Here is a 14847-nt window from a genome sequence, read left to right as displayed (position 1 = left end):
TATATAGGAGTTTTTTTCAATCTATGTAAAAATACTTTTAAATTTCTAATTTCAGATAAAAAAAAGAACAGACATAACATTTGATTTGCTGAACCAAATGATACAAATGGGAACGATGCAAAATTCAAACATACGCAACTGATTAAAATCAGTTGAAACTTACGTTTCCTATCAATAAAAAACATTGACAGGGATAAGATTAAGACTATAAATCCGACTATATACTTCATTAATAAAAAGGGATATAATTTCCTTTAAAATTATATAACAGATTATGAGACCGTTCTCCGATCTTCTTTGCTGGTATACCTCCCATTATCGCAAAAGGTTCTACATCTTTTGTAACTACTGAACCAGCAGCAATCACAGCACCTTCTCCAATTGTCACAGAATGTAGAACTGTCACATTCGGACCAAGCCAAGCTCGATTTCCAATTTTTATAGGTCCTCTTTTATTTGGCATACTACGAAAATATGGATCATCATGATCATGCGAACCTGTCCATAATTTGACAAAACTTCCCAACTGGACATTATCTCCAATTTCAATTCCTCCTCTTCGAGCATCAAGAACAGCTTTATCACCTACAATACATCCTTTTCCTAAAGATAAATTAAAACCACCTCTTATCTCTGCTCCAAAATAAATAATGGCATCTTTCTCCATTTCCACAAGATAAATTGTCTTGTATATGAAATTCCTTATATGGTGAGATGGAATATATGCAACCTGGAATTGCATATATCGCATATACCCTTCTAAATATCTTCTTATGTTTGATTTAATTATTCTAAAGATACTATTATTTTTAACCTTATCATCATTAATTTGACCACTAACATTTCTTTTATCACTATTTTCTATCTTACAAGCCTCCGCTCGATTCTTCTTATTAAACGCTATAATCAATGGACTCAATAACAATAATAATACCCATTTCCCAATTAACATTAATAAGAGAAATACTATTCCAATTAATATCAAATTATTTATTTCCATTTTTTTAATAGCGGATTTAGAATATTTATTAATAATGGATTCCTAAGAATAAATATTTGAGAAATCATCACATATATTCCCGAGAATAACCCTGCCGTTATAAGCAATATTAAATAAGATTCATAAAATAATATATCTTTATAGAAAAATAGGATAAGGAATAGTGGGATATAACACCCTATATTCCTAATGAAAGTTCTAATCGGAAATTTTACACCGATTATATGAGTGATTGCGATTTGTGAAAGAATCAATACCACTGTCTCAGTGCATATCCAGACAATTGAAGATCCTACACTTGCCATTTTTGAAACCAGCGATATATTCAGTATAAGACTTACCGTTGCTCCGATAACTGAATTTCTCATCACTATCTTATCTTCTCTTAATGGCATCAGTCCTTGAATTACTATAATCTGCTCATATCCAATAATAAGCATTAGTGGCATCACTATTCTCATAGGTGTTATAGCTCCCTCATAACCGGGACCGGAAATTAACAATATAACCTGAGGAGCCAATAATGTAGTAAATACTATTACCGGAATAGAGAATGAGAAAAGTAATTCACTGCTTTTTTTCAATAATTCTTTGAATTCCTCTATCTTTTTATCTGCAAGCAAAGAACTCATCCTCGGCATTATGACGCTTGTCACTCCCGTGAACAATGCCAATAAGATTGAATATAGCTTTGTTGCTGTGGTATAGTATCCGACTTGTGTTTCATCAGTAGCGAATCCCAAATATGCTACATTAAATGTGGTACACATTGATGTTATAAGCATATAGGATCCTAAAATGAAGAATGGTTTACATATTGAGCTGAATGATATCAATTTAATTTTAAACGAAACATATTCTCTGGCATGAATAAAATTAATGACTGCATTTCCCGTAACCATCAAACATGTAAGAAGATAATATATTGGATAGTCAGATTTTTCACGAACAAATATGAATACTGACGCAACAAACAAACACTTTACGCCAATGGTTCTCATCGTAATATAACGGAAATCTTCCATTCCCTTGTAGAACCACTCTATAAGGAGGAAATTACTTACCAATTTAACCCCTCCATATATCATCATCTCTTTATTTTCCCAAAGTTGAGGAACTATAAACGTAACTATAACTAAAACAACAACTGCTATCAGTGTCATGATTCCATTCAACGCCACAAGACTACTATATTTGGAATCAAGAGAAATACGATTTGTCTTTTCTGATGCAATCTCTCGCACTCCCATGATAGTAATGCCCATCATGGAGAATAAGATAAAATAATGTATTATACTATCTATAAAATTACATATCCCGATATTGGTGACACCTAATACTCGTGAGACGTAGGGATATACCAATAACGGGAATATATAATTTGCTGTAGTCAGTATGCTGCTATAAAGGATATTCTTTTTTAAACCCATAAATTCTTATTGGGATAGAATGAATCATTACTTTAATAATGATTATTATATTTCAAGAAAATTTATTCTGATTTTAGATTTACTATGCAACGTTTTAGAGAATCCGTCCAGTATGGGACGCGGAGGGAGAATATCTCCTTGACCTTGGTCTTGTCGAGGACAGAATAGGATGGACGGATTACCTTGGAGGGAAATTCATCGGAGTGGCATGGCTGGATGTTACATTCCGTGTTGCCGGAGTATTCTGCAATCATCTTGGTGAAATCATACCATGAGCATACACCTTCGTTGGAGTAATGGTAAGTCCCTTCGTTGCCCGACATCTTGCGCTTATTGATTATATGGAAGATTGCGTCTGCAAGATCCTGCGCATACGTCGGGGTACCGACCTGGTCAAACACCACCCTCAACTCCGGCTTCGTAGCCGTCAGGTTGAGCATCGTCTTCACAAAATTTCTTCCGTACTCTGAATAGAGCCACGCTGTGCGGAAAATCAGTGCACGGCAACCGCTCTCTGCGATCGCCTGTTCACCGTGGAGTTTTGTCATACCGTAGACACCAGTCGGGGTACCCTTCTGGTCCTCACGGCACGGCACATTATATGGCTCCTTTCCGAACACGTAATCGGTTGAGATATGTATTAGCGTGCCGTCGTTTGCCTTAATCGCCTCTGCCAAGTTCCTTACGGCGGTAGCGTTGAGCAACTCCGCGAGTTCCCCGTCATCCTCTGCCTTGTCAACGTTGGTGTACGCGGCACAATTGACGATGACCTTCACATCATTCTCCTTCACCATCCGGCTGACGGCATCTGCATCTGTGATGTCAAGACGCACCACGTTGTCACCCGCCACATCGGTGAAGATATAATTGTCTTCCGATCCCTTGGCGGCATTCCTCAGGCAGTTTCCGAGCTGTCCGTTTCCGCCAGTCACAAGTATATTCATTTCTCTTTAAGAATGAAGGGTGAATCAAAATCCTTCAGAAGCGGATGTTTCGTGTCTTTTTCAGACAGGAGGGCTTCCGTAGGGTCTATCTGCCAGTCGATGCCGAGGGTGTCGTCCTGAATGGAGATGCCGCCGTCGGCTTCGGGATGATAGTAATTGTCACATTTGTATTGGAACACCGCTGTATCGGAGAGTACGGCAAATCCGTGGGCGAAACCTCGCGGTATGAAGAACTGGCGGTGATTTTCTTCCGAAAGCTCCACTGCCACGTGCTGTCCGTATGTGGGTGAACCCTTGCGGATGTCTACTGCCACGTCAAGTACTTTCCCCTTCACGCAACGCACGAGTTTCGCCTGTGCGTATGGCGGTCGCTGGAAGTGGAGCCCGCGCATGACGCCTCGCGTGGAGCATGACTCATTATCCTGTACGAAATCTGCGGTTATACCCGCTTCCTCGTAGTTCTTTCTGTTGTAGCTCTCAAAGAAATAGCCACGGGCATCGTTGAAAAGGCGAGGCTCTATGATGAGGACGCCCTCTATGTCGGTCTTTGTTACTTTCATTCGGTTATTATTGAGATGGGACGGTTGGAATTTCGCGCTCCGCGCTCACACTTGAAACAAAACTGCTGCGCTAACTTTTGCTAACGCCTTAAATCTTTTGAATCATTTAAAGATTTTAATATGAGCGAAGAGCCAGATTAGCGATTGGAGTACATGTCGTCGTAGTAGCGGAGGTAGTCGCCGCTGGTGATGCGGTCCATCCAGTCCTGATGGTCGAGGTACCAGCGGACGGTCTTCTCAATCCCTTCCTCAAACTGGAGGCTCGGTTCCCAGCCTAACTCGCGCTGGAGCTTGCGGCTGTCGATGGCGTAGCGCATGTCGTGTCCGAGTCGGTCGGTGACGTAGGTGATCAAACGCTCGCTCTCACCTTCAGGGTTGCCGAGAAGACGGTCAACGGTCTTGATGATGACCTTGATGAGGTCGATGTTCTTCCATTCATTGAAGCCGCCGATGTTGTAGGTGTCGGCGGTCTTACCCTTGTGGAAGATGAGGTCGATGGCGCGGGCATGGTCCTCCACGTACAGCCAGTCGCGCACGTTCTCACCCTTGCCGTAGACGGGAAGTGGTTTGCCGTGGCGTATATTGTTGATGAAGAGGGGTATCAGTTTCTCCGGGAACTGGTACGGTCCGTAGTTGTTGGAGCAGTTGGTCACGATCGTCGGCATACCGTAGGTGTCGTGGTAGGCACGGACAAAGTGGTCGGAGGATGCCTTCGACGCGCTGTATGGCGAATGGGGATTGTATTTGGTCTCCTCGGTGAAGAAGAGGGAACCATACGCCTCATGTTTCTTTCCGCTTGATGCCTTGGTGGAGAAAGGTGCGTCAACACCCTCCGGATGGGTCAGCTCGAGTGCCCCGTACACCTCATCGGTGGAGATATGGTAGAATCGCTTGCTTTCATATTTTTCGGGCAACGATTCCCAGTATTCCCTGGCGGCCTGCAGCAGGGCGAGAGTGCCCATTACGTTGGTGCGTGCGAACGTGAACGGGTCCTTGATGGAGCGGTCAACGTGGCTCTCTGCCGCAAGGTGGATGATGCCGTCGATCTCATAGTCGCGGATGATGCGGCGCATCTCATCGAGGTCGGCGATGTCAGCCTTCACGAACGTGTAGTTCGGTCTGCCCTCTATATCCTCAAGATTGGCAAGATTGCCGGCGTATGTAAGCTTGTCAAGATTTACGATATGATAGTCAGGGTATTTGTTGACAAACAGCCTGACAACGTGCGATCCGATGAATCCGGCACCACCGGTGATCAATATATTCCTCATAGATTGTGTTACTAATGACCTATTACATATAACCTGTTACCTATCACCTGTCATATCCCTGTGCCTCAGTTCCTCTATCACCTGAAGGAGATACTGCCCGTACTGGTTCTTGAGCATCGGGGCGGCATTCCGGCGCATCCTCTCCTCCGTGATCCATCCCTTGCGGTAGGCGATCCCCTCAAGACACGCAACCTTCAGTCCCTGACGCTTCTCTATCACCTCTATGAAGGTGGATGCCTCGGCAAGCGAGTCGTGCGTGCCGGTGTCGAGCCACGCGAAGCCACGACCGAGTGTCTGCACCTTCAACTCTCGATCCTGGAGGAACCATTGGTTGACGGTCGTGATCTCCAGCTCACCGCGTGCCGACGGCCTGATGTTCTCCGCCACATGCACCACCTTGTTGGGATAGAAGTAGAGACCAACTACGGCATAGTTGGATTTCGGATGCTCCGGTTTCTCCTCTATGGAGAGACAGTTACCCTCGCTGTCGAACTCCGCCACGCCGTAACGCTCCGGGTCGCTGACCCAATAGCCGAAGACGGTTGCCTTCCCGTCCTCCTCGGCTGAACGCACAGCCTCCTTCAGCATACCCGTGAAGTATGAGCCGTAGAAGATGTTGTCACCGAGCACAAGGCACACCGAGTCATCACCGATGAATTCCTTCCCGATGATGAAAGCCTGTGCAAGACCGGCGGGGGATGGCTGCTCGGCATATTCGAAACGCACTCCGAAATCGGAGCCGTCACCGAGAAGACGCCTGAAACCGGGGAGGTCATGTGGGGTGGAGATGATGAGGATGTCACGGATTCCGGCAAGCATGAGCACCGAAATCGGATAGTAGATCATCGGTTTGTCATAGATCGGAAGCATCTGCTTCGATACGCCTTTCGTGATGGGATACAGGCGCGTGCCGGAACCGCCGGCGAGTACTATGCCTTTCATAATGGTATGAGGTTATCCCCCGACCATCCTTCAGGGGAAGGTGAGATGATTGGGGAATTTGAGGGTGATTGTATCTGGTTGTAGATTAATTTCTTTTTATTCTTTTGTTTCTTCGTGTGAAGATTATTCTCTGTGGGCTTGGCGGGGTTGGGGCGGCATCGAGGGCGAGGGCGGTTGCTGTCGCTACGATGGTGAAGGTGGTGTGGGCGAAGCTGAGGAGGTAGACGGGCTCGGTGGTAGCGGTGCTGCCGGAGGCTTTGCCCGGTTTTGTCTTGATGTCGACGATGGTGGCTTCGCGGCCTTTGAAGGGTCCGGTGTGGATGATCACTTTCTGGGATTTGGCGAACTCTTTACGGTGGGCGAGGATCCATTCCTCGCGGTCGACGAGGTCCACGTCGTCGCGGAAGTCGCGGAGGGCGACCTGGAAGAGTTCGAGTTCGTGCTGGGGCACGATGGCGAAGCGACGGGTACGGCTGACGCGGAGTACGGAGGCGTCGCGGCGCAGGCTGTCGACAAGCATCGCCTCCATGGGGTTGCCACGGAAGAAGATGAAGCGGCTCACAGCGGAGGATTCGTGACGGCGGTCGTCGTCAAGGTCGGTCGGGTCGTAGAGTCGGCGCATGGCGTCGGTCTCGGTGCCGAAGATGCCGGAGGCGGCTATATGACGGCGAAGTCGGTCACCACGGAAGGTGGTGGAGTAGCTGCACAGCACGTACCAGTTCTGTTCGAGGAATCCGGAGATGCTTTTGTCGGGGTTGTTGAGCCGGAGAAGGGTCTCGGTGGGTAGCTGGGTGAGACGGTCCTCGGCGGCGTGCGTGAGTGCCGACTCCATGTCGTCGGTGGGTGCTCCGGTGGCGGCTGCCACGGTGAGCCATTCTCCGAGGAGGGTCGAGTGGTTGCCGAGTCCGAAGCCTTCACGGAGGAGCCATTTGCGGGCACGTGCGGTGATGCGCTGTGCCTTGGCTGCGATCTGCTCGTCGGTGTCGGTGTCGCTGACCACGCTGAAGAGGTAGTTGCCGACGGTGCAGATCTTGCCTTCGTTGTGCATTCGGGCGAGGGAGAGGGCGACTGCCGGGACCGGGAGGCTTCTGCCGTACTTCGGCACGAAAATTTCTGAGGGCTCTGATGTTTTGAGGCGGATGATGGACTCGACGTCGAGTCCGTAGAAGAAGAGTCCGAAGAGGACGATGAGGGCGGCGCGTGCCTCGGTGATGCTTTCGCGAAGACGGCGTTGTGCGGCGGGATCGTCGGGCTGACGGGTGATGCCTCGGTTGGCGAAGAGCCATGTCAGGCGACGTGCCAGTTCGCAGGTCTCCTCCTGTGTGTTCAGTTCGATGGGTATCGGTGTTTCCGCCTTCATGTCGAGGTGCCAAACCTCTTCGCGGAGCCGGATGAGTGCTTCGGGTATGGGGTCGTAGTTGGGTATGAGCCTCATTCGCATTGCGCGGCGGAGGGTGCTCCGCAGGCGTTCGACGCACTCGTTGGCGACGGTCGGGCTGTAGTTGCGGACGGTGCCGTCGGTGAGTGCGGTGCCGTAGCCGATGACGAAGGGGGTGGTCTGTGCGAGCCTCATGTCGACGTCCTCACCCTGGCAGTAGTCACGCAGTGAGTTGGTGAACTGACTGATCTTGTCGAGGGTGGCACGTGACGTATTTTTCGGGAGCGCGGAATTTTGTAAATCTATGTATGATAGAAGTTTCGGCATCGAAAAGCACTATAACCCACTTCGGGTTTTGAGGGTACACTTATTTTCCCCCTGACAACCTGTGGGTGTCGGGAGGAAAAATCGGGGGTTATGTCGCGGGGATTTTGGCAAGAGCTTGATTCTTAGGTAATCCCGTAGTGTAAAGAGTCCTTCTCTAATTTAGAGTGGGGCAACGTGGATTACATTGTTGATATTTAGATAAATATATTTTCGGGAATCTAAAAATGGCAAACAAATGGGGCAAAATGGTCAACAAAATACACCATGTTGGTCAACACAATCAATACGACAACGTTATTCTGATATTTAATTGAGATTACCGTTAAAAAATCAATGAAGTAATAATGACACAAAAATAGAAATATTATACAAATAGCTAATTAATAATACATTATAACTCTATTACATTATTGTAGCCATATCATAAATTTATAAAAAAAAGGAAATTTTAATCGTTCTGAATTTGTATAATTCATGCTTGTTTATTAATTTTGCAAGCAGAAGTCCCACTCTAAATTAGAGACGGGCAAAAATGGCAAACATTTTTCAGTTCCTATTTATAAAAAATATTCCCCAATATCTTGCGAAAAGATACCGGGGAATATGGTTATTTTTCAGTTGTCTCTATTTCAACCTCATCAGATCCTGAATAGAGAAAATTCTACTCAGATTCTTAAAAGTGAAAAATTGGTCATCAAGCACCATCCACTCTCCTCTCTGCTTAATTGAAAGTTTCTTTATATCAGGGAACATAGAAATCGGCACACTTATTTCTCTACCGTCACTAAGAAGAGCCGACATTCTACCTTTCGCACTAAAATCAAGTTTCTTTATCCCAATATTTATATTTGCTAATCTACACATCTTCAAAATTGGGAGTTATTCAATTAAGCAAATCTTGAATTTCTTTCTTTAGAATTGGCAAATGATTTATGACAATACTCCAAATAATATCCGGTCGTAAACTATCATAACCATGTATCAAATAATTACGTGTAGCTACAATCCGTTTTTTATCCGTAATTTCCACATCAGGATTTAATTTAAGCAACTTATTCATTGCTTCACCAATAATGGCAATTTCCCACTGCACGGCACTCCGGAAACATCTATCTTCAAGAAATTTTTCATATTCTCGAGGACGTGTAGAAAGAAATAGCTCAATATTGGTAATTGAACTGAGCATATCTTCCAAGTATTTTTGAGTTCTATCCATAAATCAATTGGCGAGTTCGATTAACTTCACTTAGGAAAATATTGCTGTTTATGGCGGAATAATCTACCAAATCTACTTTACGGGCAAAGAGGGTTTCAAGTGCATCTTGAAAGTCAAAGAAATTTACAAACGAATCCTCTACCTCTGAATCGTTGAAATTTACAACCAAATCTATATCACTATCATCACGAAAACGAGATGTCAATACAGATCCTATGGCATATAATGACTTTACCTTATGTTTTTTACACAGGTTATTCAGTTTGTGGATATTCTCTGATATGATATTCATCTTATTCCCTTCTCTGCTTAAAATGTAAGTTTTCAGCAGTTTTTATTTAGTTAACGTTGACTGTAATAATAATGTTGTATGATTCTCTCTCAATAAAAAGAGATTCCCCGGTATCTTATGAAAAGATACCGGGGAATTTGGCTTATACGGCACGCCGAACCCATGGGTTCGGGCACCCAACTCCAGCCAACACATATATGTCGACTCTTCAACTCCCCCTTTAGGGGACCGGGGGGCAGGGACCGGATGGGCTATCCCAAAGCCGGAATGACCACTGTCAGTAGGGAGAGCACCCCTTCCACGTCAAACTCGTCGACGTGAGCCGGAAGCAGGAGTGTCTCCCCCTGTCTGACAGATGTAGATACGCCGTCTACCTTCAATTTGCCGTCGCCGTCTATGCAGACTATACCCATAAACGAATCTTCAGCATTACTTAAGGTGCGGCTCCCCTCTATATCCTCTTTGTTCACTTTGAAATACTCACATTGCGCCAATGCCGTGGTTCCGCTCTCTTCTCCTTCATGAGCGGCAGCATCCCCTTCGGGATAATAAGCATAGCCTATCGTCTCCTTATCCCGATCGCCTTGCATGGAGATATTCACCTGCATCGACGTATCTGTCTTAGCGTCGATAAACTTCACGAGCAGCGGGAACTCGGTGCCGAAACGCTGATAGACGTTCTCACCGAGAAGTCTCTCCCTATATTTTATGCATAGGTCGGGCAACGTCATACCCGAATCGTCGCCATTCGCCACGATGCTTTCGCATCCCGATATTGCGGAAAGCTCCCAGCTCTCCCCTATGTCGGAGCAATTGACCGACAGATTCTTAAAAACAGATATTCGACGTCCGCCCCATGCGGTACTCTTGAAGTACGGAAGGAACTTAATCGGCTGTCTCATTTTTTCTCCTCTTTATTATATTCCGGAAACAATAGCATCAACGACGGCAGTGAGGAGGCGGCATAGCTACCCACGAGCACATCATCGGGAGTCTTCTTATCCATCTCGCCGTCGCATATACCCGCACCATTACGGTTTGACACGCCCTGACGCACGTTGTCGGCAATAAACTCACGATACTGATCCTGACCGCAATCATTGATAAGGATATCCATATACTGCGCCCAGATTGCAGGATACACACCCTGTTCAAGGCTACCCTGATCGTAGGGGTTCTTATGGTTGCGTGCCCACGGAAGCACACCATTCTCCGCCGACATCACGTTGATGGAATAGTCTGCACCCGCCTTAGCATTATCAAGATAGCGTTTGTCGCCGGTGGCGAGATAGAGAAGCGCACCCGCACCGATGAATGTGCCCTGATTATATATAAGCGGATGACCACCACGGTGCCCGCCATGGCTGCTATCGGAAATCATACCGGTCTGCATATCGCCGAGATTTTCGGAAGCCCAGTCGTAGATCTCCTTCGCCATCTCGAGATAACGCCCCTTCGTCTCATAATGTGGGCGCACGAAATCGCCATAGTTGTTGGTCCATTTCTCCGGATTCGGGTCAGCCGCACGATTCTCGGGAGCCACGTCATAAAGGAGCATGGCAGCCACTACCGTCGGGAAGTTGATGCACGACATCTTGCCATGGTCGGCAGCATTGGCATTCGGCTTCTCCAGCGGTTGCCACTGCCAGAACATGCCTCCGCCGAGCCCCTTAGCCGGATCGGCATACGAACCGGTGTCGCCCACACGTGGCGAGCCATACCATACGCGCGCGAAGCTCTTCTCCGCCAACTCTCGGCAATCCTCTCTTCCGAGCACCTGCGCCGCACGAGCCATTGTGATGGTCCACCACTGTATATCGTCATATATGAACCAACCCTTGTTGGTGTCGTTATTATCGAAATCAAAATTCAGATAATGCGCGATATTACCGTCGATTATCTTATTACTCAGGTCGCGATACTTCGCCTCATTCTCCTTGTCGCCATTCTTGCGGGCGAGAAGCATGGCATTCATAGCCATATCGGCATACATTGGCTGGCACCATATTGCAGCCGCGCCGTTCCAACGGTCGACAGCAGCCTCATCCTTGGTGGTATTCTTATAGATATACTTCGCGGAATCCAGAAATACCGTATTAAAAGAATCATATACCGCAAACGCATCATTTGCCACAGTAGCCTTATGCGATGCGCCGCAAGACGCCATCATCAGGAGAGACGCCGAAAATGCTGTTATTGTCTTAAATCTCATAAGCTAAACGCGCGAAGCGCGTATGTTACATATTACTTGTTACCTGTCACATCGTATTTTGAGCGACACTCAAAATTCAAACACTATCTCGCCACCCTTCATTATATCGGAATAGTTGATATACGGGAGCTTATATTCCTCGCCGTTGAGACGGATGCCCTTCACGTACTTCCTGTCGGCAGACATTCCGTCAGCCTTCACACGGAACACACCACCCGGCACGTCGATCTCCACTTCCTCAAACAGAGGAGTGCCAAACCAGTAGCGTCCGCTACCCGGCTCCACCTCATACATGCCGATTGCAGAGAGTATGTACCATGCCGACATCTGACCCACGTCCTCATTTCCTGACAACCCGTCTACTTCCGTGGTGTACATGGTGGAACAGATCTCCCTCACGAGGTCGGCAGTCTTCTCCGGATACCCGAGCATCGTGTAGAGATAAGCAGTGTGGTGTCCCGGCTCATTGCCGTGAGCATACTGACCGATGAAACCCGACACGTCGGGAGATATGTCGGTGCCCTGAAGCTCCGACGATACGGTAAACAGCGAGTCAAGACGCGAAATCATCCTCTCCTTTGAGCCGAAGCAGTCGCGCAGACCCTCCACGTCATGAGGCACGAGCCAAGTGTATTGCCAGGCGTTACCCTCGCAATAGTCATTTACACGATGCGACGTGTTGAACTCATTGAACGGATCGCGCCAATTCCCCTTGCTGTCCTTGCCTCTCATGAAGCCGGTGGACGCGTCGAAATAATTGCGGTAGGAATGACTGCGGTTTTCAAAATACTCCTTATTAATAGAGTCGCCCATAGCCTCCGCAGCCTGTGCGATTGCCCAATCGGCAAGCGCATACTCCATATCGTAAGCCACAGACTCATTCCCGAACAGATCAAACGGGATATAGCCATACTTCTGACGAAGCCCGTTTCCACGGATTGTATCCATGCCGGTCTTCAGCAATGCCTTATACGCACGCTCCTTATCCACCCCGGGGATATCCTTCACGATAGCGTCAGCCACCACCGGTATGCCGGGATTGCCCACCATGCAGTCGGTCTCACATCCCCACAGATGCCACACCGGCAGACGACCCTGCTCATCGCAGATAGCGGTCATCGTGTTAATCATGTCGGCATAACGCTGCGGCTGGATTATGCTAAGGAGCGGCATCGCGGCGCGATAGGTATCCCAGAGTGAGTAAGTGGTGTAGCAATTGAAACCGGGATTATGTTTCACCTCCCCGTCAGCACCACGATAATCACCGTTGACATCGGAAAATTCCGATGGTGCAATCATCGTGTGATATAAGGATGTGTAGAATATCTTCCTCTCATCAGGAGTGCCACCCTTGATTCTCACCTTGCCGAGTTCATCATCCCAAAGACGGTCGGCATCCGCCACGGTCTTATCGAAATCCCATCCCGGAAGTTCTTTCTCCATGTTGGCTACGGCTCCCTCTACCGACACCGGCGAGATTGCCACCTTCATCATCAAAGGCTCATCACCCTTCTCCTCAAAATCCACGCGTGCAAACAGACCATCCTCACCCTTCTTCTCAAGGGATGCAAACGGGCGGGAGAAATCAATGACAAAGAAAAGTTTCTGATTATTTGCCCATCCTTTGGAATGACGCCAGCCGGTAAGACGCGAATCTCCCTGTTTCTCTATATGAATATCTTCGGCGGAATCCCAGTTGCCGCCATCGCGCAAGTCAACCACCACTGCCGGAGCCTTCCCTTCCGGGAATCTGTATCTATGAAAACCTACTCTCGGCGTTGCGGTCATCTCTGTCTCGATTCCATAGCGGGTCAGCGGCACGGCATAGTAGCCGGGACGCACCACCTCACGCGAACGGTCGGCATACGACCACAGACCGGAACCGATAGAATCTGTATTTCCACGCGCATATATAAGATCATCCCCTACCACCGGCATCACTGTGACGTCAAGCAAATCTCCGCAACCTGTGCCTGAGAGATGAGTATGTGAAAAACCTATTACGGTAGAGTCGCTGTCATGGTAGCCGGAACACCAGTCCCAGCCCTCTGTCACACTTGTCGGACCCACCTGTACAAGACCGAACGGGACATTCGCACCGACAAACACGTGACCATGACCACCACTGCCGATTTTTGGATCAACCTCCCTTGTCAGGGAAGTTTTATCTGTTGCCGTACATCCTACCGCTCTGAGAGCCAGAAGGGATCCACAAGCCAATAAGCTGCTAATCTTTTTCATAGGGTTGAGATTTTTATGGGTGAGGGGGTATGGGGTATAGTTTATAGTTTATAGTTTATAGTTTATGGTTGATAGTTTATGGGTTATAGTTGATAGTGATTAAGACTTCCCCTTTAGGGAGCCGGGGAGCCAAGCCGGACAATGCCGGACGGCTCCCCTGCATGGGGTTAGGGGATTATGGAATCATCACTTCGATAGGCTCGCTGTAGTTCCAGCGACGTGTGCCGCTACCTACAGGAGTATCAAAGTTTATACGGGCAGCAGCACGCACCCACACCTTACGACCTGATGGTATCTGACCATTGGAAGTGATGGTGATCGGAGTGCCGAACTTGTCGTTAAATTCAGAACCGGTATAGTTGATTGCGCTTGACCAGCGGTCGTCGCGCGCACGATAACCGACCGAATTAGAGTAGCTCACGAAGAACTGAATGTCGGTCATATTCAGGAATGAATCATTCCAGTTGCCCATCGGCTGAATCTTGTCGCGGAAATCCTGCTCACTCACGCCTCTCTCCACTACTACCTTAGCCTTGATAACGCCATTGCTGACGGTGGGATCACCCACGATGCGCACATTAAGGAACGGCTCAACCTCAAACTTGACGTTTGTCACTCCCTTTATGTCTGTAGTGATGGTCTCGTCAGCGAGAGGCACTCCGTCAGCAGTCTCTCTTACAAGAGGGATAAACGGACCGTCGATGCGTATGTTGTAGTTACCCTTGAATATCTTGGTATTCTGGAAAGTGCCATCCGGACGGCAATAGAAATCGGGGTTATGCTCCACGTTCGGTCCCCAGCTCAACTCTGTCAGGCGCACACGGATACCCTCGCTGCCCTGGTCGGTCAGCACCGGATTACCGGTCTTCACATCCACGACTTCGCCACGGATAGTCTCTTCCGGTGCGTCGTAGTTATCAATCTCAAACATGCTGCAAGAGGAGAGCATAAGGAGGGCGGCAAACATGCCGGATATCTTAAATAATTTCATGATATGTCTTTATTAGTATTGTTAGTATGTATGGCTCCAGTGG

The 14847-nt window shown here is 47.7% G+C and carries 13 protein-coding genes; all 13 read right to left on the bottom strand.

Annotated features, from left to right (window positions below):
• Positions 1-229: 229 nt before the first annotated feature.
• Positions 230-1000, bottom strand: a complete 771-nt coding sequence (locus E5331_RS14270; RefSeq protein ID WP_275441230.1) for an acyltransferase — start codon at positions 998-1000, stop codon at positions 230-232.
• The gene (locus E5331_RS14265) at positions 991-2430 is read right to left on the bottom strand and encodes an oligosaccharide flippase family protein (protein ID WP_135985437.1); all 1440 of its coding nucleotides are present in this window, start codon (positions 2428-2430) and stop codon (positions 991-993) included. The genes E5331_RS14270 and E5331_RS14265 overlap by 10 nt, the downstream gene beginning before the upstream one ends.
• A gap of 62 nt (positions 2431-2492) precedes the next feature.
• The gene (gene rfbD / locus E5331_RS14260) at positions 2493-3374 is read right to left on the bottom strand and encodes a dTDP-4-dehydrorhamnose reductase (protein WP_135985435.1); all 882 of its coding nucleotides are present in this window, start codon (positions 3372-3374) and stop codon (positions 2493-2495) included.
• The gene (gene rfbC, locus E5331_RS14255) at positions 3371-3934 is read right to left on the bottom strand and encodes a dTDP-4-dehydrorhamnose 3,5-epimerase (protein WP_135985434.1); all 564 of its coding nucleotides are present in this window, start codon (positions 3932-3934) and stop codon (positions 3371-3373) included. The genes rfbD and rfbC overlap by 4 nt, the downstream gene beginning before the upstream one ends.
• 137 nt (positions 3935-4071) lie before the next feature.
• A complete protein-coding gene (locus E5331_RS14250) occupies positions 4072-5205 on the bottom strand; it encodes a dTDP-glucose 4,6-dehydratase (protein WP_135985432.1) in 1134 nt (377 codons plus the stop codon).
• Positions 5206-5241: 36 nt separating this feature from the next.
• Entirely contained in the window at positions 5242-6147 is a 906-nt protein-coding gene (gene rfbA / locus E5331_RS14245; RefSeq protein WP_135985430.1) for a glucose-1-phosphate thymidylyltransferase RfbA, read from the bottom strand.
• Between the two features lie 85 nt (positions 6148-6232).
• A complete protein-coding gene (locus E5331_RS14240) occupies positions 6233-7852 on the bottom strand; it encodes a KOW motif-containing protein (protein ID WP_135985428.1) in 1620 nt (539 codons plus the stop codon).
• Positions 7853-8735: 883 nt separating this feature from the next.
• Positions 8736-9068, bottom strand: coding sequence for a HepT-like ribonuclease domain-containing protein (locus tag E5331_RS14235; RefSeq protein WP_123482182.1), 333 nt, complete (start codon positions 9066-9068; stop codon positions 8736-8738).
• Positions 9061-9360, bottom strand: coding sequence for a nucleotidyltransferase family protein (locus tag E5331_RS14230; RefSeq protein WP_123482181.1), 300 nt, complete (start codon positions 9358-9360; stop codon positions 9061-9063). The genes E5331_RS14235 and E5331_RS14230 overlap by 8 nt, the downstream gene beginning before the upstream one ends.
• Positions 9361-9611: 251 nt before the next feature.
• Entirely contained in the window at positions 9612-10262 is a 651-nt protein-coding gene (locus E5331_RS14225) for a type I phosphomannose isomerase catalytic subunit (RefSeq protein WP_135985426.1), read from the bottom strand.
• A complete protein-coding gene (locus tag E5331_RS14220) occupies positions 10259-11572 on the bottom strand; it encodes a glycoside hydrolase family 76 protein (RefSeq protein ID WP_123482179.1) in 1314 nt (437 codons plus the stop codon). The genes E5331_RS14225 and E5331_RS14220 overlap by 4 nt, the downstream gene beginning before the upstream one ends.
• 69 nt (positions 11573-11641) lie before the next feature.
• Complete coding sequence (locus E5331_RS14215; protein ID WP_123482178.1) at positions 11642-13813, bottom strand: GH92 family glycosyl hydrolase; 2172 nt, start codon at positions 13811-13813, stop codon at positions 11642-11644.
• A gap of 175 nt (positions 13814-13988) precedes the next feature.
• On the bottom strand, positions 13989-14804 hold the full coding sequence (locus E5331_RS14210) for a DUF3823 domain-containing protein (RefSeq protein WP_135985424.1): 816 nt from the start codon (positions 14802-14804) through the stop codon (positions 13989-13991).
• Positions 14805-14847 lie beyond the last annotated feature (43 nt).

Origin of the sequence: Lepagella muris, from assembly GCF_004793975.1 — a bacterium.
Classification (GTDB): domain Bacteria; phylum Bacteroidota; class Bacteroidia; order Bacteroidales; family Muribaculaceae; genus Lepagella; species Lepagella muris.
This window is presented reverse-complemented; position numbering and strand designations above follow the sequence as displayed.